Annotated in this window: 15 protein-coding genes; 9 read left to right on the top strand and 6 right to left on the bottom strand. The window is 65.5% G+C overall.

The window, feature by feature from the left end; all coding sequences use genetic code 11:
* Positions 1-6 precede the first annotated feature (6 nt).
* From ACUXVE_RS00340 to ACUXVE_RS00325, 4 genes are all read left to right on the top strand, one after another.
* Positions 7-3,771, top strand: a complete 3,765-nt coding sequence (locus tag ACUXVE_RS00340) for a hypothetical protein (RefSeq protein WP_445513549.1) — start codon at positions 7-9, stop codon at positions 3,769-3,771.
* Between the two features lie 103 nt (positions 3,772-3,874).
* A complete protein-coding gene (locus ACUXVE_RS00335; RefSeq protein ID WP_127563146.1) occupies positions 3,875-4,171 on the top strand; it encodes a hypothetical protein in 297 nt (98 codons plus the stop codon).
* Between the two features lie 60 nt (positions 4,172-4,231).
* Positions 4,232-4,567: a hypothetical protein gene (locus ACUXVE_RS00330; RefSeq protein WP_222389513.1), complete on the top strand. Its 336-nt coding sequence runs from the start codon at positions 4,232-4,234 to the stop codon at positions 4,565-4,567.
* Between the two features lie 132 nt (positions 4,568-4,699).
* Positions 4,700-6,274, top strand: a complete 1,575-nt coding sequence (locus ACUXVE_RS00325) for a CocE/NonD family hydrolase (protein ID WP_093818374.1) — start codon at positions 4,700-4,702, stop codon at positions 6,272-6,274.
* A gap of 127 nt (positions 6,275-6,401) precedes the next feature.
* Here ACUXVE_RS00325 and ACUXVE_RS00320 read toward each other — a convergent pair whose 3' ends face one another.
* The 3 genes from ACUXVE_RS00320 to ACUXVE_RS00310 are packed head-to-tail and all read right to left on the bottom strand — an operon-like array spanning position 6,402 to position 9,408.
* A complete protein-coding gene (locus ACUXVE_RS00320; RefSeq protein ID WP_445513548.1) occupies positions 6,402-7,424 on the bottom strand; it encodes an NADP-dependent oxidoreductase in 1,023 nt (340 codons plus the stop codon).
* 52 nt (positions 7,425-7,476) lie between these two features.
* Complete coding sequence (locus tag ACUXVE_RS00315) at positions 7,477-8,265, bottom strand: SDR family NAD(P)-dependent oxidoreductase (RefSeq protein ID WP_164279923.1); 789 nt, start codon at positions 8,263-8,265, stop codon at positions 7,477-7,479.
* Positions 8,266-8,310: 45 nt separating this feature from the next.
* The gene (locus tag ACUXVE_RS00310; protein ID WP_445513547.1) at positions 8,311-9,408 is read right to left on the bottom strand and encodes an alkene reductase; all 1,098 of its coding nucleotides are present in this window, start codon (positions 9,406-9,408) and stop codon (positions 8,311-8,313) included.
* Positions 9,409-9,551: 143 nt separating this feature from the next.
* On the opposite strand from ACUXVE_RS00310, the gene ACUXVE_RS00305 reads away from it, so the two are divergent.
* From ACUXVE_RS00305 to ACUXVE_RS00290, 4 genes are all read left to right on the top strand, one after another.
* Positions 9,552-10,133: a TetR/AcrR family transcriptional regulator gene (locus ACUXVE_RS00305; protein ID WP_222389521.1), complete on the top strand. Its 582-nt coding sequence runs from the start codon at positions 9,552-9,554 to the stop codon at positions 10,131-10,133.
* A 380-nt stretch (positions 10,134-10,513) separates the two neighbouring features.
* Entirely contained in the window at positions 10,514-11,122 is a 609-nt protein-coding gene (locus ACUXVE_RS00300) for a hypothetical protein (RefSeq protein WP_222389523.1), read from the top strand.
* A 122-nt stretch (positions 11,123-11,244) separates the two neighbouring features.
* Positions 11,245-11,697, top strand: coding sequence for a GFA family protein (locus ACUXVE_RS00295; protein ID WP_445513546.1), 453 nt, complete (start codon positions 11,245-11,247; stop codon positions 11,695-11,697).
* 21 nt (positions 11,698-11,718) lie between these two features.
* Positions 11,719-12,879: a hypothetical protein gene (locus tag ACUXVE_RS00290; RefSeq protein ID WP_445513545.1), complete on the top strand. Its 1,161-nt coding sequence runs from the start codon at positions 11,719-11,721 to the stop codon at positions 12,877-12,879.
* Between the two features lie 93 nt (positions 12,880-12,972).
* Here the strand turns inward: ACUXVE_RS00290 and ACUXVE_RS00285 are convergent, their stop codons facing one another.
* Positions 12,973-14,634, bottom strand: coding sequence for a fatty acid--CoA ligase (locus ACUXVE_RS00285; RefSeq protein ID WP_445513544.1), 1,662 nt, complete (start codon positions 14,632-14,634; stop codon positions 12,973-12,975).
* Between the two features lie 25 nt (positions 14,635-14,659).
* A complete protein-coding gene (locus ACUXVE_RS00280; protein ID WP_445513543.1) occupies positions 14,660-16,504 on the bottom strand; it encodes a 3-hydroxybutyrate oligomer hydrolase family protein in 1,845 nt (614 codons plus the stop codon).
* 88 nt (positions 16,505-16,592) lie between these two features.
* Between ACUXVE_RS00280 and ACUXVE_RS00275 the strand changes: the two genes are divergently transcribed.
* Positions 16,593-17,267: a response regulator transcription factor gene (locus ACUXVE_RS00275; RefSeq protein ID WP_445513542.1), complete on the top strand. Its 675-nt coding sequence runs from the start codon at positions 16,593-16,595 to the stop codon at positions 17,265-17,267.
* A gap of 7 nt (positions 17,268-17,274) precedes the next feature.
* Here the strand turns inward: ACUXVE_RS00275 and ACUXVE_RS00270 are convergent, their stop codons facing one another.
* Positions 17,275-20,607, bottom strand: a complete 3,333-nt coding sequence (locus tag ACUXVE_RS00270; RefSeq protein ID WP_445513541.1) for a hybrid sensor histidine kinase/response regulator — start codon at positions 20,605-20,607, stop codon at positions 17,275-17,277.
* Positions 20,608-20,619: the final 12 nt, after the last annotated feature.

Raw genomic sequence — 20,619 nt, 5'->3', positions numbered from 1 at the left:
AGCATCATGAGCTGGGGTCACTTTGGCGGCGAACGGGATCGGGAGCGTGCCGACGCCTCCGATCGTAATGCGCCAGGCACGGCCGCCGTACGGGTGCGCAATCGCACTTGCCCATCGTGGATGCGTGCAGTTGTGGCAATGTGCTTGACTGCGGCAGCGCTTGCCAACGTTGCGGCGGCACAGCAGGCAATGCAGGTGCACGGGGAAAGCGCTGCTGAGGTGCGCCCCGGTGAAGTGGATCCCATCACCAACCCGAAGCGGCTGACGATGTTCCCGGTCAGCACCATCGGAATGCTGGCGAGTCAGAACTCATCGCTCTACAGCGATCTGTTCGACTACGCCGCAGCCAACGCAGAGCTCACCCAGTGGAGCGTGTCGGCGCAGAAGCTGCAGCCGGGAGATTCCTGCCAGCAGTCACAGCGGCGACGCCTTGCCCATGGCCGTGTATCCACGCCCGATTTCGAGCAGGCGGTGTGCATGACCAACTTCGGCATCACGGTTTATACAAGCCCTCTGAAGATCAACGATGGTCAGCGCGCAACGCTGTCCTTTGCCAATCCATCCACCAGCATGGCGGGCCGCAATTTCGATCTGGCGGTCGGGGAGATCCTGCGGCGCCCCAACCAGGATGAACAGCCCCAACAGATGATCGTTGCCGCCTATGCCAACCTGCAGCAGCGACTGCAGGTCGACGTGATCCTCTGGACGCCAGGAGCGGGTTCGCAAGGCGGACTGGAAGTGGCTGCCTCCTATGTCGGCCCGGCCGATGAGGCGCCCACCGGCGACGTCGCGGTGACGCTGGGGGACTACATGAACGACGGCACCCTGCAGATCGTCACTGCCGCCGATGCGTCGGCTGGCGCAGGCGCCGGACGCATCCGCCTGGCGGCGTACCGCTATGCGGGCGACGGCAGCAAGCACACCCTGCAGCGAGTCGGCAGCTCCTATGCGTACGATGTCCCCAGCGGCCGCCCGAGTTCGATCGGGCTCGCCTCGGCGGACTTCGTTGGCCGGGGCCATGAGCAGTTCATCGTGAGCTATCTCGCCCAACGGGACGCCGGCACCGACCAGATGCTGTCACTGGTCTATTTCGACCCGGCCAAGCTGGAGCAGATAGGGCCGCCGACGGCAAACTCCCTGCTCGGACCTGTCGCCGGCAACTCCTACGCCGATCTCGCCACTGGCCTGTTCCAGTTCGATCCCAGGACAGCCACTCCGGCAAGCGATCCGTTCTTCAGGCGGCAGCTGGCGGTCGCCTACGTGTCACCCGAGGGCAGAGTAATGGGGCGCGTACTGCAGGTCCGTGATGGCACGCCGCCATCCTTCCATGCCGGTCCGGAAGCTCAGTTCTCATCGGACCGATCGCCGGTCGCAACCACCGGGTTGGGCCCGATGGTTGCGGCAGGCAATTTCATCGGCCTCAGGAACGATGGCGTCGATCCGCGGCACCAGCTGGCGGTGGCACTGCCCCAACGGGGTGACCAACCCGGGCGCATCCTGCCGGAGATCGTTGTCGCCCGTGTCAACAACGAGTCGTTTGCACTTGATCCGGTGTATCGCCATCGCATGCCCAACTACGAGAGCACCGGCCTGGTCTTCGGCGTGCCGATCATCGCCTATGATCGTGGTGGTGATTCCCTGTATCTGGGAAATCCAGCGCACATCACCATCCAGGACATGATCGATCCGCAGTACGTGGTCGGCATGCCGCCGCGCCACGTTGATGCGCTGCCTGACCCCGGTGGTGATTCCCCCTACCGGATCGTCAACCTGCTTGGCGGCTTCGGGCCATCGGCGTTCAGTGTCACCTTGCGTGACAGCGCAGACAGCACGCTCACCGAGACATCAACCAACTCCAGCTCGTCCCGGTTTGGTGGCGGCCTTACGCAGACCGTGGGCAGCACCGTCGGTGGCGGCTTCATGAACATTGCCAACTTCGAGACGTCACTCTCGGTAAGAACGGCGGCATCGTTCGAGACCAACAGCATGGAGCGCTCGCTCAACAATGCCTACCAGTCGATCACCACCCAGAAGGCCGCCACCACCACCCAGGACGACCACTTGGTATTCAACATGCGCCTGATCGATATCTGGCGCTATCCCGTTTACGGCGTGAACCAGGAGCGCTCGGGCCGGTTCCCCTTCTACGACATCGTCATACCCGGGCAATTGATGGAGTACAGCGGCGGCGGCCTGAACTACGACTGGTACAACCCGTCGCACCAGAACTACAACGCCACTAGCTATCCGGAGATCCCGACGCAGGGTCTGTTCGCCACCGACATCGGCACGTTCAGCTTTCGCGATGAGGCGGGGAAGACCGTCGAGGTGGCGGGAAAACCGCTCAACAGCCCCATCGCGCGTGCCTTCGATGGCAATGCCCAGACGTTCAGCCTCGACTACACCAGGGAGTCCGGCTCCAGCAGCGAGAAGTCCTTCTCCTATTCGCTCAGCAGGAGCATCGACATCACCACCGGATTCCGGGCGTCAGCGGAGGTGCGCATGTTCAGCGGCAGCGCGAACTACGAAGGCACCGTCAGCCTGTCTGACGCATCGAACTGGGAAAGCAGCGTGGTCGCGCAGCGTACGATGCGCAACTCGCGGGGAATCACCCTCGATCAGCCGGATGTGCCCGGAATTGCGTCACGGGCCTATCACTACCAGACACTGATCTATGTCACCGGCAATGGCGGCATCAAGGTCGCGCATGGAACCGACTTCCTCCGCTCTTCCGGTGGATCGCAGTGGTGGAAATCCACCTATGGCGGACGACCGGATCCTGCCCTCAACCTGCCGTGGCGCATGGCCTACGACCCGACGCAAGGCGCGTGGACACTGGCGCCGCAGGACGAGTACTTCCGCTTGCGTGGACTGGCGCTCACCGAGGCCTTGCCGGACGATGTGACCGGTGAGTACGCACCGCTGCTGGGTGGCGTGGATGCAGGAACCAAGGTCAGGATCGTGGTGCCGGTGCACAACTACTCTCTCGATACAGCTGCGCAGAAGGTCGTCGTCGCCTTCGCCTATCGCGCAAGGGCGCCGGACGCCGACAGGCTGGGCGGGCGCGAACCGGTCTCTGCACACGAAGAGGACTATGTCGAGTTCGCTCGTTCAAAGCCGGTCACCATTGCGCCGCGCGGTATCGCCAACGTCGAGGCGCTGTGGAATACCGCCAACCTGGGCGGTAGTGACGCCGGCACTGCCTATGAGTTCAAGATCACCGTGGACCCGGACGATGCGATTCCGGACAAGTTGCATGGATCGGATCCCGCCGCCGGTGCGCAGACCATCGGCCATTGGCCATGGAATGGCGGCTTCTGGGTATTCAATGCCCAGAAGCCTGGCGCGGGCACGCGGCGCCATGACCTCCTTCAATCGCCACAGACGCCTCGATTGACGCTGAGCGTGCCGGCGCCCGCGCGACCGGCAGGTGAGGGCAGGGCGGCTGAAGGCAAGCGCACTGACGTTGCCACCGTGATCATCGATATGCCGGCAGCGGACCGCTCTCTGCGTCGACTGATCATCGGTGGCATCGACGCCGACGGCAGACGCGTCGCGCTGGCGTCGCGCTCCCTCTATGGACTAGGGCCCGGCCAGCATCGGTTTGACATCAGGCTTGGGGCCGCGGATGGCCCGGTCGGCCTGGCATCGCTGCACGCCTGGATGTCCTCGGGTGCGCTGCACGGAGAATCACGCGCCGGCATCAGCACGCAGGACGTGGATGCGGTGCATCCCGGTGCAAAGGAATCGAATCCAATAGAAGGGGAGTGATGCGTGACGAGGCGAGGCAGTCGCCTTCGGTGATCCACCCGTACCGGTTGGCGTGAGGCTATGCCGCCGGAAAATCGACTTCTATGCATGGAGGGGTGTCCCGATGAGAACGACCATTGTTGTTGCGATGCTGCTTGTGGCTGGCTCGATTTCCACAGCGAATGCCGCCCAGTGCTATCAGGGGAGGGCCACGGTGCGACAGAACGCGCCAGCGAACATGTGCACGCAGCCGGAAAAGGGCTATGCCAACACCGGCAAAGGTCCATTGACCCATGACGGTTGCACGGCAGCCAAGAACCAGGCCGCCACCAAGCTGCGAGCGCGCCTGCAGCAGAGTTGTCGCGCCTATGTGCAGACCAATGAATCGTGCACCGTCATCACCGCTCCAACCTGTACCTGACAAGGGTGGTGAGGTCGTTTGCGGATTCATGCCTGCTGGCGGCGGGTTGGCTCGGGCCGGATGCCGGGGCCGATCCGACTGCTGGCGCTCGAACAGACAACAGGGACTACTGCGATGACGGACTGCAGAACCTTCAACGGGGTCACCGAGGCCATCTTCAGCTGCGTCAAGAAGAAGAGCTTCGAGGAGCACGGCACGGTCTACGAACCGGCGAATGCGAACCAGGGCAAGGCAACGACGAAAGTGCCGGTGGTCGGGACGGTGGTCGTCAGCTTCAGCTTCGATCCAACTGCGGGAACGATTGTCTACTGCATCATCTCAAAGCCCTGGATCGTGTCCGCTTCCCAGGTCTTCGATGGCATCGGCGACACCATCAATTCCTGCCGGAAGTCGTAGGGCCTACGCAGGCACGCCGATGGCATGCCTTGCGCCTCCTTGCTCCACCCATGCTGCAACGCAAGGTGTAAGCCACCATTCGCACTGGTACGGTCCTGCCCGTTGCACCACCAACGACGGGGAGAGACGACGATGCGCAAGGTAGTGCTGCTGTTGATCCTGCTGACCGGACTGGCGCCCACCGCCTGGGCTGCCACGGTCAAGACCACCCACCGCACCCTTCCCAGCTGGGACGGCACGCCCCTCGGGGTCTTTGTCATCGAGCCCCAGGACGCAGGTGGCGGCAAGTACCCGCTGCTGGTGATGCCCAGCAGCTGGGCCGTTCCCAGCGTGGAGTACGTAGGGGTGGCACAGTCGCTGGCCAAGCGCGGCTACGTGGTCCTCAGCTACAGCTCGCGCGGCTTCTGGGAGTCCGGCGGGGCCATCGATATTGCCGGCCCGGCCACGGTCGAGGATGTCAGCGCATTGATCGACTGGGCGCTGGACAACACCCAGGCCGACCCGGCGCGGATCGGCGTCTCGGGCATCTCCTACGGCGCCGGCACCAGCCTGCTGGCGGCGGCACGCGATCCCCGCATCAAGGCGGTGGCCGCCCTCAGCGGATGGGCCGACCTGCAGGCGTCGCTGTACGCCAACGACGCCCCCAGTGCTCAGGGAATCGCGCTGCTGGTGGCCGCCGGCCTGGTCACCGGCCGCCCCGGGGCAGAGCTGGCCACGATCAACCGCAACGTGGTGGTCGGCAACTACCAGGGAGCAGTGGAATCGCTGCTGCCCGTGGCCGCGATCCGCAGCCCCGCTGCGAGCATCAGCGAGATCAACGCCAACCAGCCGGCCGTGTTCCTGGCGAACGCCTTCAACGACAGCCTGTTTCCACCGGGTCAGCTGGTGGATTTCTTCAACCAGCTGAAAGGCCCCAAGCAGCTGCAACTGCGCCACGGCGACCATGCCCTCAACGAGGCCTTGGGCGCACTGGGCATTCCCAACGAGGTCTACGACTCGGCGGGCGACTGGTTCGACCATTACCTCAAGGGCGTGGCCAACGGCATCGACCGCGAGCCGGCGGTGCAGCTGAAGTCGCAGAAGGGCAGCTGGAGCAGCTACCCGAACTGGCAGGCGACCAACAGTGGTGCGGTCAGCTACGCGTTGACCGCACCCGGCGGCCTGCTTCTGCCCACTGGCGGCCTGGCTGAGAACGGGCGCAGCAGTGGCTGGAACTACCGCATCGGCAGTGGCCTGGCTACCGCCGCCAATTCCGGCGTGGCGATGGTGTCCGGCTCGCTGCAGATGATCAACCTTCCGCCGGGTGCGTACGTGCCGTTCATCGGGCGCAACGCCGCAGGTGTCTGGCAGGGGCCAGTGTACTGGAACGCACGCCGCCTGGACGGCGCGCCGGAAGTACGGGTGACCGTTACCCCCAGCCGCGCCAACACCACGCTGTATGCCTATCTGTACGCGGAAGATGTGCTGGGCAATGGCCAGCTGATCAGCCACAAGCCGTACACCCTGCGTGGCGTTGCGCCCGGTCAGGCGACCACCCTCGATCTGCGCCTGGAAGCGAGCAGCTGGAACCTTCCGGCGGGCAGCCGGCTGACGCTGGTGGTCGATACGGTGGACCTGCGCTATGCAGGCATCAGCCAGTTGGGCGGGGCGGTGACCTTCAGTTCGCCCGCGTCCGCGCCATCGGTGCTGAAGGTGCCGTTGCATTGAGTTGATCCCGTGCCCGCCGTGGCGGGCACGGGCACTCCCTGTGCGCACCGGGGTCGCCACCACGTGCTGGAGTCAACGCTTGCCGGCCGTCCTGTATCGGGACGCACCTGTCCGCTCAGCGCGCTCCTCAGGCCTGCACGTCCTGTGTCTGCACCATCTGCACCACCACCTTGCCCTTGGCGCGGCCGCCGTCCATGTTGGCCAATGCTCTGCCGGTTTCCTCGAAGGGAAACACCGTGTCCACCACCGGGCGCAGGGCGCCTGATTCGACCAGTGCCGTGACCTGTTCCAGCTGTTGCCCATCAGCACGCATGAACACGAAGCTGTACCGCATGTTCCTGCGCGCGGCCTTGCGGCGGATGCGAAGGCTCAACAGGCGCAGCACCTGCCGAAGCGGCCAGGCCAATCCTCTTGCCGCACCGAATGCCGGCGTGGGTGGCCCGGAAATGGAAATAAGGTGACCGCCGGGCTTGAGGATGCCGAGGGATCGATCGAGTTCGTCGCTGCCGAGGCTGTTGAGGACCACGTCGTAGTCACGCAGCACGGCAGCGAAGTCCTGCTGCCGGTAATCGATGACGACGTCCGCACCCAGAGCCTTCACCCAGGCAACGTTGGCCGTGCTGGTGGTGGTGGCGACGAAGGCGCCCAGGTGTTTGGCAAGCTGGATCGCAATCGTGCCGACGCCACCGGAGCCGGCCTGGATGAAGACCCGCTGTCCCTTCTTCAGTGCTGCGGTTTCGACCAGCACCTGCCAGGCGGTCAGTGCCACCAGTGGCAGGGCGGCCGCCTCGACCATGCCAAGGTTCTTCGGTATTGGTGCTACCGAGGAGGCCTTGACCGCGATGTACTCGGCAAATCCGCCGATGGGATCATCGTCCGGGCGGGCATACACCTGGTCGCCCGGCTTGAACCGGCCTGCGCGATCGCCGACCCGCACCACCGTCCCGGCCACATCGTTGCCCAGGATCAACGGAAAGCGATAGGGCAGGATCTGTTTGAACTCGCCGTGCCTGATCTTGCTGTCCAGTGCATTCACGCCTGCGGCATGAACCCGGATCAGGACATCCTCGTCGCCCACATGCGGCTCGGGCACGTCGGCGATTCGGCCGACGTCCTTGCTGCTGTAGCGGTCAATGATGAAGGCTTTCATGGCGGGCGGTTCCTGCAGTGATGGGGCCGGGTGGATGCAACGGAGGCCGGCCTCAGGCGCCGGTGCGGTAGCGCTCTGCGGCGTGCGCCTGGCGGATGTCGCCGAGCAGAGCCTGACGTGCGCCATCCAGCGTGTCCCAGCGTTCGGCCACGTGCAGCGGCGGAATGGTCACCGTTTCGCGACGATCGAAGCCGACCAGCGCTGCATCGACCAGTTCGCCCACGTCCATCACTTCAGCAAGCGTGGTGATGTCGATACCGGCGCGTTCCCAGATCTCGGTGCGCGTGGCAGCGGGCAGCACCGCCTGCACATGGACGCCCTTCGGGGCCAGTTCCTGGCTCAGGCCCTGCGACAGGAAAAGCACGTACGCCTTGCTCGCGCCGTACACGGACATGCCGAACTCCGGGGCAAGGCCAACCACCGATCCGATGTTGACGATCGCGCCGTTGCCGGCACCGACCAGCCGCGGCGCAATGGCGGCGGCCAGGCGCGTGAGCGCGGTGGTGTTCAGGGTGACCAGGCGGTCGATGGCGTCGGCCGACTGTGCGAGGAAGTCGCCGGACTGGGCGATACCGGCATTGTTGATGAGGATGCCGATGCGCGCATCGTCGCGCAGCCGTGCCTCGACCGTGGCCAGCGCGTCAGCCTGGGTGAGATCGGCCGGCAGTATGTCCACCGCCACGCCGGTCTCTTGGCGCAGTCGCGCGGCGAGTGCTTCCAGTCGGGCGCTGTCACGCGCGACCAGGACAAGGTCATGCCCGCGCCGCGCGAAGCGGTCGGCATAGGTAGCACCGATGCCGCTGGAAGCGCCGGTGATGAGGACGGAAGGGAGGACGGACATGATGGATTCTCTGGACGGGGGACGTGTCGGATGCGGGCGGCCGCGTTACTGCGCGTGCGCTTCAGCCAGGGTGGGGTAGTCGGTGTAGCCTTCGGCGCCACCGCCATACAGCGTGGCCGGGTTCAGTGCCGCCAGCGCTGCGCCGCGCTTGAGGCGCTCGACCAGATCGGGGTTGCTGATGAACGGGCGACCGAAGGCGACCAGATCGGCCTTGCCTTCGGATACTCGGGCGCTGGCCAGCTGCAGGTCGTAGCCGTTGTTGGCCAGGTAGGTGCCGTTGAAGCGACGGCGCAGCCCATCGAAGTCGAACGGTGCCACATCGCGCGGGCCACCCGTGGCGCCCTCGACCACATGCAGGTAGACAATGCCCAGTGCGCTGAGTTGATCGACGATGTAGTCGTACTGGGGCTGCGGATCGCTGACGGTGAAAATGGCATTGGCCGGCGACACCGGCGAAATGCGCACGCCGGTCCGGTCAGCGCCGATTTCGCCCGCCACCGCAGCGGTCACCTCAAGCAGGAGGCGGGCACGGTTCTCGACCGAGCCGCCATACGCGTCGGTGCGCTGGTTGGCCCCGTCCTTGATGAACTGTTCGAGCAGGTAGCCGTTGGCGCCGTGGATCTCCACGCCGTCAAAACCCGCTGCGATGGCGTTGGCAGCCGCTTGGCGGAAATCGTCGACGATGGCGGGCAGCTCATCGATGTCCAGGGCGCGCGGCTCGGACACATCGACGAAACCGTTGTTGACGAAGGTCTTGGTCTGCGCGCGGAGGGCCGAGGCGGAAACCGGCGCGGCGTTGCCGGGTTGCAGGTCGACGTGCGAGATGCGGCCGACGTGCCACAGCTGCACGAAGATGTGCCCGCCGCGTGCGTGCACCGCATCGGTGACGGTGCGCCAGCCGTCGATCTGGTCCTGCGTGTACAGCCCCGGGGTGTCCTGGTAGCCCTGCGCCTGCGCCGAGACCTGGGTGGCTTCGGTGATGATCAGGCCTGCTGACGCGCGCTGGGCGTAGTAGGTGCTGGCCAGCGGACTGGGCACCAGGCCCTCGCCGGCGCGGTTGCGCGTCAGCGGTGCCATCACGATGCGGTTGGCCAGCGTCAGCGGGCCGAGGGGATAGGGCTGGAAAAGCGTGGCGTCGGACATGGGAGGGTGGCTCGTCTACGGAGGAAGGGTCTGGATCAATGATGATGACCATAATCATTGATGTCAATGGTTTGATGATGAATATAATCCATGTGTGTTAAAGTGCCCTCCACACGCGACAGGACTCCCAAGGGCGAAGGCTCATGAAGGTCACCAAGGCACAGGCGCAGGCCAACCGGGCACACATTGTCGAAACCGCCTCCACGCTGTTCCGCGAGCGCGGCTACGACGGCGTTGGCGTGGCCGACCTGATGGCCGCCGCTGGCTTCACCCATGGCGGCTTCTACAAGCATTTCGGCTCGAAGGCCGACCTGATGGCCGAAGCAGCCGCCTGCGGCCTGACCAGCTCGGCCGCAGCGGTGGCTGATCTGGATGTCCAGGCATTCGTCAGCGAGTACCTGTCCCGCGCGCATCGCGACGGGCCCGGCCAGGGTTGCACGCTGGCGGCGTTGTGCACCGATGCGGCGCGGCAGACGGAGGCGGTCAAGGCTGCCTTTGCGGCCGGCATCGAGGCCAGGCTGGCAACACGTGCCACGCAGGACGGGCAGGCGCAGCGCGATCAGGAGGATGCGGCGCGTGCGCGCAGGATTGCGCTGATGGCTCAAGCGGTCGGCGCGCTGGTGCTGTCGAGGTCCTGCCCGGACGAATCGCCGCTGGCGGACGAAATCCTGGATGCATGCCGGGCGGATCTGCTGGCCCGGCTTGTGGACGAGCCTCGTAACTGAGCTGCGGCTTTTTCAGTCAGGAAATTCGCGTTTCATCCTGCGGCTGACATCGTACGGCCAGGGTGCGTTCGGATGCTCGCAGGTCTTCTCGAAGGACCCCTCGAATGGTGCACTGTCGGGAGCGTCCTTGCGGTCGGTACAGGCATTCTGCGGCATGTCCCTCGCTGCATTCCGGCACCGCGGCTGGCGCCGGCAGCGTTTGGTCATATCCCGGGTTTGTGCCAGTGGGCCATCGACAGCATGTGGTCGCGGCTTCGTCGCTGCATAACCCCAAGACGGCGACCGTCAAGAAAGTTGTGCGGCTGCCGCTAATGCGCAGGAGGAGGGCGTATCGCTCTCTCGATGTCGCATTCCTGATCCAGATATAAGGACGTAGTTCTGTGAGAATCACTGTGGTTTTGGCGCTGGCGCTGTCTGTCAGCGGATGCGGCATGCTTCCAAAGAAGGAAACACGCGAGCAGACGGCGGCTGCGTCCCGCCTCTATCCGGGTAAATCAATCGATCAGGTGCGCACCGCGGCTACTGAGGTGTTGAATCTACTGGCGCCGGGGAAGATGAAGTACGACGCTGGCGCGCCCGGTATTGCAGCCAAGCGTGAATATGGCTATGTGGAGCGGCGCATGGGCTACCAGGGAACCATGACGACGTTCTACAACGTGCGCATGACGGCGGTGAGCTGGTATACCGTTGCCTTCTCGGAAGAAGCGGGTGGCACGCGTGCCCGGTTTGCGGTGCAGACCCGTGCCGATGACCAGAGCTCGTACTGGGCAAATCCGGCGATACCGGAGATTCACAACAGCTTCCGCCAGGATCTCCTGATGGACGGCCGTTACGGCGTGGCCGATCTGAAGCTGTTCCACGACCGCGTCGAGTACGTGCTGGGGTTGCGCCCGCAGTGGACATCGTGCGACGAGGTTAAGGAGCCGGGCATGGCCCTCGAATTCTGTGATCGCGCCGGTGCCAGCGACGTGGGTCCAGCGCAGCCCTGACCGAATCGGGTCCGGCCTCTGTTTGATATATGCAGGGGCGGGCCCGAACCTGGAGGCGTCCTGTTGCGAAGGTTGAGCGGTGCCAGCACACTCCTCGCCAGCCACTCCCTTCAGAAACGTCCATGTCCCTTCGGATCACCTGCCTGTGCGGCACAAATACCATGGAGCTGCATGGCCGTCCCGCTGCGCAGGCGAACTGCCACTGCGCCACCTGCAGGGACTTCTACGGCGTTGCGATGCTCTCGGCCACCGCATGGGCGGCCGAATCGGTGAGCGTTTCGGGGACGAAGAATGCTCGTTTCCACCATCCGTCCAAGCAGCTTTCCAAGACCTTCTGCCTGAACTGTGGCGATGTGTTGTTTGGCACCAATCGCTTGGGCATGCGCGTGGTTCCCAATGCTGTGGTTGCCCGAGCTGCTGATGGCGTACTGGATGCAGCGTTTGCGCCAACGATGCATCTGTTCTATCGGGAGCGTGTCATCGACGTAGCAGATGCGCTGCCGAAGTACCTCCATGGGTGGGATGGTCCGCTTCATGTGAGCCAGGAATATCCGCAGCCATGTCCTGGCCCCTGACGATGCGAGGAAGCAATGTCCATGGATAAATCGTTGGGCAAGATCAAAAGGACTGCGCAGTTGAACTTGCCAATCACTCACGACCTGGTACTGGATACGCTCCGGAAGAGCCTTGAAGGCCTGCCCGCGACCGATGGCGTGGGCCTGCCATTACTTGCAGTGTGCGCAGCATTTGATGACTTCAACGCGCTTTCCATTGGAAGGAAGCTCGATGAGGAAGCGCTTACCAGCCTGTTCCTGGGGCACCTGGGGTCGAGCATCCGCCATGCAAGCTGCATCTGGCCAGAAGGCGACGTTGGCGGCAATCGCATGGGCCTGCGCTGGCTCCATTACAGCCGCCCGGCAGAAAACACCTTTGGCAGTGACTTCGCGTTGCTGATCGCCGCACCTGGGCAGGACGAGCGCTACCGGTTGGCGGTCTTCCAGGCCAAACGCTGCGATGGGTCTGCCGTTGACCTGAAGCGGGCACCCGCATGGGATCTGGGTGAGAGTTCCGATGGCAATGGGGCTCCAGCGTCGGTCAGCAAAGCCAGTAGGGATCAGCTGGAGAAGGAACGCAAGGCAAAGCGTGTGGAGGAAGCCGACGCCGAGCTTGAACGCTATCTTGGGTGGTTACAGAAAACAGATGCCGTACTTGCGGCTGACCAGATTTCGGAAATCGAACAGCGACAGCCCGGCAAATGCTGGCAACTTACCAAACTGGTCATCCTTGCCCTCAGGCTGAGGCACCAGTTCAACAGGCCGGCGGCGGCAAGCGTGAATTATGTGCTGTGGCCAGAGCAGACCGGTAGGCCTGTGACCTTTGCGCCCGTGGCCCATGCCAGATTGGAGCGTCTGGTTGACAGCAAGAGACCCACGACAGCGCCGGTGGCGCAGCGGGATACCGCGTCCGGGGAAGCGCTTGGGCGTAGCAGGCAACGTCTGGAACCACCCCAAAGCGAGCTTCGCACGCTTTTGATGGCGTGGCTGACGGAAGACGGGGGTAGCGGCGACTCCTTGAGCGTGGACGAAGCTGCCGACGCCTGCCAATTGATCACTGACTGTGTCGGCTCGGTCGCCATCGTCGACCTTCGCAGTTCAGGGCCCGCACTCACCCTGGATAGCAGGATCGGGCTGGCAGCGCCCGCTGCAGCACTGTCTACCTACGAACACGCGTTCGAAGGGACCGTTTGCACGCCCTGATGCAGATGGGCGAAAGAGGCACGGGCCCTGCGATGCTGCAACCCGCATCGTGCGGATTGCAGCAGAACCGTCTTCGTCCTGCAGGTGCTGGTCTCAGCGGGCGTCGGTGGCACCACCCGAATCATGCAGGCTGCGCAGCTTCTTCTTGTTGATCTTGCCCACGCTGGTGCGTTCCAGCGAATCGACGAAGCTGACGCGGTCGGGGATCGCGTAGCGGGAGATATCACCGGAGCGGCTGCGTGCTGCGACCAGCTCGATGATCTCCGCCTCGGTCACATCGCTGCCGTGCTGTCGGACCACCAACGGCAGCGGTCGCTCGCCCCATTTCGTATCGCTGATGCCGATCACCGCGACCTCGTTGACTGCCGGATGCAGGGCGATGATGTCCTCCAGGGCGAGCGAGGAGATCCACTCGCCACCGGTCTTGATCACATCCTTGATGCGGTCGGTCACGCGCAGGTAGCCGCTGCCATCGATGTTGCCGATGTCCCCGGTGTGCAGGTAACCGCCGGCCCATAACGCCGTCGAAGCGTCCGGATTGTGCAGATAGCCGTGGGTGAGCCAGGGCGTACGCACCACCACTTCCCCGGTGGCGATGCCATCGTGGGCAACATCATTCATGTGTTCGTCGACGATGCGCAGATCCACCAGCGGCACCGGAATGCCGGCCTTGGTGCGCAGTGACAGCTCCTCGTCCGGGCCATCCACGGCGTCGGCATCGATCTGCGCGAGGGTGAGCAGCGGGCAGGTTTCGGACATGCCGTAGCCACCGAAGATGTCGATGCCACGGGCCAGTGCCTGCTGCGCCAGTGCCCGCGGTAGTGCCGCACCACCGATGATCACCTTCCAGTTGCGCAGGTCGGTATCGGCGGCAGTGGGATGGCCCAGCAGCATATGCAGGATGGTCGGCACGCAGTGCGAGAACGTCACCTTCTCGCGGGCGATCAGCGCCAGCAACGTGCCCGGCAGGTAGCGTCCGGGGTAGACCTGCTTGATGCCCAGCAGCGTGGCCACGTACGGCATGCCCCAGGCATGGACGTGGAACATCGGCGTGATCGGCATGTAGACATCGTCGCGGTGCAGGCGCCCCTGGCTGGACGCGCTGCCGAGGGCTGCCATCGCCGCAAGCGAGTGCAGTACCAGTTGCCGATGGCTGAAGTACACGCCTTTGGGCAGGCCCGTGGTGCCGGTCGTATAGAACGTGGTGGCGCGGGTGTTCTCGTCGAAGTCCGGGAAGCGGGTGATGGGCGTGGCCTCGCGCAGCCCGGCCTCATACTCGGTCACGAAACCCGCTGGCAGCGGGCCCTCATCATCATCCAGCAGGATGCGCGTGCGCACGTCCGGCAGCTGTTCTTCGATGGCGTCCAGCACCGGCAGGAACTCGCGGTTGGCCAGGATCACCCGCGCACCGCTGTGATTGAGCGTATAGGCAATCTGCTCGGGCGCCAGGCGGATGTTCACCATCATCAGCACCGCTCCGATCATCGGCACGGCGAAATAGCTCTCCAGGTAGCGGTTGCTGTCCCAGTCCATCACCGCCACGGTATCGCCGCGCTTTACCCCGAGCGAGGTCAGCAGCCCGGCCAACCGGCCGATGCGCGCCTGCAGGGTGCGGTAGTCGAAGCGGACCTTGTCGCCGTAGACGATCTCCTGCCGTGGTCGCACTGCCAGAGGTGTCAGCAGCAGCTGCTTGATCAGCAGGGGGTAGGCATGAGGCTCGGCGGCGGGCGCGTCTGCGGCGGTGGCGAATGACATGTGATCTTCCTGATGGGGCGGCGCGTCAGCGGCCGCGGGGCGCGGGAATGGACAGCTGCTCGCGCAGCAGCGGCGCCTCCGCGCGTGGGCTCGGCTGGATGAGTGCATCCTGCGGCAGCGCTCGCGCTGGATCTTCAAGGTGTTCCCACACCTGGTCCATCGCCGCGAACAGGTAGGGCAGCAGCGGGACGTAGCGCTTCCGGTAGTCCGGGAAGGCCAGCAGCGAGTCGAAGTGCTGCGCGTTGTTCACCCGCCAATAGGCGATCTGCGCCCCGGCCTTGCGGGCAAGTGGCACATAGCGATCACTGGTCATGCTGATCGGTACCAGCCCGTCGTCCAGGCCATGGATGACCACGATCGGCAGGCCGCGACGCGGCGCCTTGGCAGTCGCTGAGGTGATGCCGGCGCGTACCCGTCGGGCATCGGCGCTGTCGCCCTCGCCCAGTGCGCGCAGGCAGTTCAGGCCACGCAGCGGATCAGCTGCCGCCCCGGTGGCATTGCCGTCCACCAGAACCACGCCGCTGCCCGGCGGAATGCCGCTGCCCTCGCTCCACCAGGTCGCACGAACCTCGGCCGTGGCCGCGTGGGGTCTGCCGTCGGTACCGGCGGCCGAGAAGCTGTACGCGCAGGGATGTTTGCCCGTGGCGTAGCGTCCATAGGCTGACGAGTAGGTCACTGCGATGGCGCGCCACAGATCGAAGCCGGTGGAGAATGCGCCGGCGCGAAGTGCATCGGCGCTCAAACCCGCGTCGAGCAGCTGCTGCCGTGCCGACCGTGCCTGTGCTGCAGTGTCATCGCCTTGCACCAACCCAGCGGATTTCAGCGTGGCACATCGCTGGGTCCACCCCGGCACGGCCTGCGCCCGCATCGGCGGTTGTGGTAGATCGCCCTCGGTCAGCAGGGCACAGGGCATCAGCAACGCGGCCTGGGTGACGAAGTCGTACAGCGGCGGAGCGCCGGCCACCGAGACATTGGGTTCGCCGGCCACCATCGCATCGAACCAGTCGCCTTCGATCTCCGCCGCACGCAGCACGGCGCCACCGCCATTGGATACGCCCACGCCCAGCGTGCGCGTGTTGGCCGCAGTGAACGGGGCCGACTGCGGATAGGCGCGGTCCAGCGCCTGCAGGCCGAACTGCAACGCCTGCAGCAGATGGCGTCCCCAGTCTGCTTCCGGGTTGTCACCGGAATGGGCATGTTTGAAGGCGATTCCCTGCGCGGCTGTCGCACCCGCAGGAAGGAAGGCCAACGCGCCTTGGCTGGCTGGCGTGCCGTCTGCCTGGACGCCGGCCTTGGCGTCCAGATCGTAGTAATCACTGCCGGCGCCCTTGTCGGTATAGGCGACCGCGCAGCCATGTGCCAGGCCCCAGCTGCCGGCAACCGCGATCGCGCCATGGATGCCACGCGAGCCGGAAGACGCCGCGACGACCAGGCAACGCCGCGCGGTGTCGAAACTGTCGGGCACCTGCACCAGTACCCGATGGGGATGGCGGGCGCCGGGAACGCGCGCATAGGCGGAGAACTCGCGGCCGGGTACCGCCTGCAGGCTGCCGTAGACATCGCCAAAGCCGCCGCCGGGTGTCAGGTCGGCGATGCCGCGCCAGCTGCTCCAGATCGCACGACGCCGGACTTCCTCCGCTGTAGGCTGGGCCGGGTTGGCAAACGCCGGCGCGGTGGCCGAGCGCAGGGCGTCGATGCCCAGGCCTGCGGTCAGCAGTTCGTCGCTGCCGCGATGCACGGTTTCCCGCCACTGCTCGAACACCGGTACAGCGGTAGTGGGGCGGGGCGGAGCGGCGTGGGTGCTGGAGATGCTGCCCAGAAGCAATGGCAGCGCGGCGCACAGCAGCATGACGGGGCGGTGGATGTTCATTGCTCCACCCTAACCATCCGGGCGGCGCACGCCAGCGTACCTTGGTACCCGTGCCCAGCCCCGGGCGATTTGCTAACCTCGGCTGGACATGCCGACCCTGCTCATCGCCGATGACCACCCCTTGTTCCGCGCGGCGCTGCATCGCGCCGCCGAAGAAGCGGTGGCTGACCTGCAGATCAGCGAGGCCGATTCGCTGCACGGCGTGCTCGAAGCGATAGAGAGCCAGCAGATCGATCTGATGCTGCTGGACCTGCACATGCCGGGTAACCACGGCCTGGCCGGACTGGCGACCATACGTGCGCTGCAACCGGGGCTGGCGATCATCATCGTTTCGGCCAATGAGGAGCCGCACGTGATCCGCCGCGCCATCGACCTGGGCGCAGCCGGGTACCTGCCCAAGAGCTCCGGCCTGACCGACCTGCAGTCCGCACTGCAGACCGTGCTGGAAGGTGAGCGCTGGATACCGGCGCTGCTGCGCGAGCCGGTGGCGCGGGTGGCGCCCTTCAGCAATGACGCCGATCTTGCCGCGCGCTTGTCCAGCCTGTCCGCGCATCAGTACAAGGTGCTGAGCCTGGTGGCCGAAGGGCTGCTCAACAAGCAGATCGCCGACCGGCTGGGCGTGCAGCTGCGCACGGTCAAGGCACACATGACCCGCATCATGGGGCGACTGGGCGTGCGCAATCGCGCGCAGGCCATCCGCGTGCTGCACGAGATGGGGTTGACCGACCCATCCCGGCAGATCGAAGACGCGCAGGACGCTTGATCCTTCGTCAGGTCCTTTCCGCGCTGACCGTTGCCAGCAGATGGTTGATCGCCCAGCGCAGCGCCAGTGGCTTGAACGGTTTGTTCAGCAGTGACAGGCCCACACTGCGCACCGCATCGCGCGTGTCGCTGCCGGTATCGGCGCTGAGGATCACCGTCGGCCGCGCGCCATGCACGGCGACGAGGCGCTTCCACAGTGCGACACCGGTATCGCCCTCATCAAGGTGGTAGTCGAACAACCACAGTGCCGCTTCATGTGCGGATGCACCCAGCGCAGCGACATCGCGCGCCGCGATGACATCGCAGCCCCAGGCAAGCAGCATCAGCCGCATTGCCTCCAGCGCCTCCGCATCGTTGTCGACCACCAGCACGCGGATGCCCTTGATGCTGCTGTTGCCAGCGGCGGGCTCAGTGCGTGGTGCCTCAGGCGGCGCTGCACGCGCCACGGTGATGGAAAAGGCTGAGCCGCGATCCAGTTCGCTTTGCAGTTCCAACGGTGCATGCAGCAGGTCGGCAATGCGGTGCGCGATGGTCAGGCCAAGACCGAGGCCCTGGCCATTGCTGCGGTCGCCACGGTGGAATTCCTCGAACACCACGGCTTGTTGCTCCAGCGCGATGCCGGGGCCGCTGTCATGCACGCCGATCGACAGTGCCTGGCCGTGCCGGCGAACGCCCAGCAGCACGCCGCCACGGCGGGTGTAGCGGATGGCGTTGGCCAGGAAGTTCTGCAGTACGCGGCGCAGCAGCAACGGGTCGCTGTGCACCCACGCGCGGGTGCGCACATGGCGGAACTGCAGGCCGCGTGCCGCGGCCAGCACGGCGAACTCCTGCGCAAGCGGCTCCAGCACGGTCGACAAGGCGAACGGGCGCGGATCGGCCACCAGGCCACCGGCTTCCAGTCGCGAAATATCCAGCAGGCCCGACAGCAGATCGTCGGTGGAATCCAGCGCGCCGCGAATCTGGCGCAGGAAACTGTCCAGGAATTCCGATTCGATGTGCTGCGACATGGCGTCGGTGAACAGCTGCGCCGCATGCAGGGGCTGGATCAGGTCATGGCCGACTGCGGTCAGGAAGCGGGTCTTGGCCACGTTGGCCCGCTCGGCTTCATGCACGGCCTGTTCAAGCCGGGCGGTGCGGTCCTGCACGCGGCGCTCCAGGGTTTCGTTACTGCGCTTGAGCGCGTCCTCTGCCCGCCGGAAGGCGGTGACATCGGTGAAGGTGGCCACATAGCCGCCACCGGGCATCGGGTTGCCTCGGATCTCAACGATGGTGTTGTCCGGGAAAATCCGCTCGGAAAGGTGCGGCGTGCCGCGCCGCATGTGCACCACCCGCCGCTGCAACGCCTTGTCGCGCGAGTCACCAGGGGTGTCGCCGATCTTCAGCTGTCCCAACGCCCACGCCGTCAGGTTCGACACCGGCTGCCCCACCTGCAGCAGCTCCGGCGGGAACTTGAACAGCGCGGCGTAGCGGCTGTTCCAGGCCACCAGCTGCAGCTGCGCATCGACCACGCTGATGCCCTGGCTCATGTTCTCCAGGGCGGCCTCCAGCAGGCGCTGGTTGAAGCGCAGCACCTGGGTGGCTTCACCTACCGCGCGGGTAACAGCGTCCAGTGGCGCAGCGCCACCATCGCGTGCCGCCTCCACCAGCAGCCGCGCCATGCCTGCACCGACCACGGCGGTCAGTTCGCGCTCGATGGCAGTCACCCGGTCGTCGTCCAGCATCTGCCCGGCGTGCCCGTCCATCAGCTGCCGTGCCCGTTCCTGGCCGAGGAAGCGACCAGCCGTCTTGCGCAACGATGCAGCGGCCACCGCGTCGCGCTGCCGAGGCACAGAAGGACGCACCGCGCGCGACACCAGCACCACGGTTACCAGGTTGACGGCCAGGCTGGCGCCCATGCTGATGGCGATATGGCCCGGCTGCATGCGCAGCGAGAACATCGCCAGCCAGTGCAGTCCGTCGGGGCCGGCCGACGCCAGCGGTGCAGGGAGCACCATGGGCAGCAGCACCAGCCACAACCAGACCAGCGAGCCCAGTACGATGCCGGCGATGATGGCCGGGGAGGGCGTGCGCGGACGGTACACCGCCAGCAGCACCGCTGGTGCCAGCTGCGAGAGCGCGGTGAACGACATCAGGCCGAAATCGCTGAGCGCCTCGGTGCCGCTCATCGCACGGCTGTACAGCCACGACATCAGGAACACGGCGAGGATGCCGGCGCGCCGGAAGGCCAGCACCCGCGGTCGTAGATCCGCGCCGGTGTTGAAGCCATTGACGCCGCTCAGCAGGCGCGAGCCCACACCGTGGTTGCCGAGCATGATCGACAGGGTCAGCCCGGACAGGATCATCATGCCGGTGGCGGCACTCAGGCTGCCCAGGTATGCCAGCAGTGCCAGCAGGTGATGGCCGCGCTCCTGCGGCAGGGCCAGTACGTACAGATCCGGCGTCATCGAGGGCGGCAGCTGCGCGGCACCGGCCAGTGCCATCGGCACCGACGGCAGGCCGATCAACAGCAGGTAGACCGGGAACAGCCAGCGCGCCGTCTTCAGGTCCGATGACTGGCGCAGCTCAACCACGCCCACATGGAACTGATGGGGCAGGGTGAACGCGGCCATGGCACCGAGCGCCACCATGGTCAGGTAATCCGGCACCACCGCCGGCGGCGGCAGGTGCGCCATCTTCTCAAGCAGCGGCGTGCCGGCCTTGTGCACCGATAGCGCGGCATACAGGCCAATGGCCAGCAGTGCCGTCAGCTTCAACAGCGATTCCAGGCCCAGCGCGACCACGATGCCGCGGTTGTGTTCGGTCGCCGATGCCTTGCGTGCGCCGAACAGGGTGGTGAACGCTGCCATCGTCAGCGCGAACCAGAACGACACGTCCAGCTGCCAGCCAACGGGTGCGAACTGGTCACCGAGCAGGGCGGCAAGGCCCTGGCTGACCGCTTTCAGCTGCAGCGCGATGTAGGGAATGATGCCGAACAGCGCGACCAGGGTGATGGTGATGCCCAGCCCTTGGTCGGCGCGCAGGCGCGCGACCACCAGGTCGGCGATGGTGGCGCTGTTGTGCTGCTTGGCCAGCCGCCCCAGCCGCACCAGGAACGGCAGGCCGAAGGCAAAAATGAGGGCCATGCCGATCAGTGTCGGCGGAATCGGGAAGCCCCATTGCACGCCCTGCGAGGCAGCCCCGTAGTAGGTCCACGCCGTGCAGTGCACGCCCAGTGACAGCGCGTAGATGGCTGGCCATACCTTCGACAGCCGATGCCCCTGGCGTTCCCCCCACAGGGCGACGCCGAACAGCAGCACGGTCCACGCGATGCAGGCGAACAGAACGATGGAGGGCGTCAACATCGCTCCAGTGTA

This window comes from Stenotrophomonas sp. 3(2025), from assembly GCF_052665395.1.
This window is presented reverse-complemented; position numbering and strand designations above follow the sequence as displayed.

What these genes read in the sequence shown, in the direction of transcription:
- ACUXVE_RS00340 (WP_445513549.1), top strand. Translation starts at nt 7, where the DNA reads ATGAGCTGGGGTCACTTTGGCGGCGAACGGGATCGGGAGCGTGCCGAC.
- ACUXVE_RS00325 (WP_093818374.1), top strand. Translation starts at nt 4,700, where the DNA reads ATGCGCAAGGTAGTGCTGCTGTTGATCCTGCTGACCGGACTGGCGCCC.
- ACUXVE_RS00295 (WP_445513546.1), top strand. Translation starts at nt 11,245, where the DNA reads ATGTCCCTTCGGATCACCTGCCTGTGCGGCACAAATACCATGGAGCTG.
- ACUXVE_RS00310 (WP_445513547.1), bottom strand. Translation starts at nt 9,408, where the DNA reads ATGTCCGACGCCACGCTTTTCCAGCCCTATCCCCTCGGCCCGCTGACG.
- ACUXVE_RS00290 (WP_445513545.1), top strand. Translation starts at nt 11,719, where the DNA reads ATGGATAAATCGTTGGGCAAGATCAAAAGGACTGCGCAGTTGAACTTG.
- ACUXVE_RS00305 (WP_222389521.1), top strand. Translation starts at nt 9,552, where the DNA reads ATGAAGGTCACCAAGGCACAGGCGCAGGCCAACCGGGCACACATTGTC.
- ACUXVE_RS00270 (WP_445513541.1), bottom strand. Translation starts at nt 20,607, where the DNA reads ATGTTGACGCCCTCCATCGTTCTGTTCGCCTGCATCGCGTGGACCGTG.
- ACUXVE_RS00275 (WP_445513542.1), top strand. Translation starts at nt 16,593, where the DNA reads ATGCCGACCCTGCTCATCGCCGATGACCACCCCTTGTTCCGCGCGGCG.
- ACUXVE_RS00330 (WP_222389513.1), top strand. Translation starts at nt 4,232, where the DNA reads ATGCCGGGGCCGATCCGACTGCTGGCGCTCGAACAGACAACAGGGACT.
- ACUXVE_RS00335 (WP_127563146.1), top strand. Translation starts at nt 3,875, where the DNA reads ATGAGAACGACCATTGTTGTTGCGATGCTGCTTGTGGCTGGCTCGATT.
- ACUXVE_RS00315 (WP_164279923.1), bottom strand. Translation starts at nt 8,265, where the DNA reads ATGTCCGTCCTCCCTTCCGTCCTCATCACCGGCGCTTCCAGCGGCATC.
- ACUXVE_RS00320 (WP_445513548.1), bottom strand. Translation starts at nt 7,424, where the DNA reads ATGAAAGCCTTCATCATTGACCGCTACAGCAGCAAGGACGTCGGCCGA.
- ACUXVE_RS00285 (WP_445513544.1), bottom strand. Translation starts at nt 14,634, where the DNA reads ATGTCATTCGCCACCGCCGCAGACGCGCCCGCCGCCGAGCCTCATGCC.
- ACUXVE_RS00280 (WP_445513543.1), bottom strand. Translation starts at nt 16,504, where the DNA reads ATGAACATCCACCGCCCCGTCATGCTGCTGTGCGCCGCGCTGCCATTG.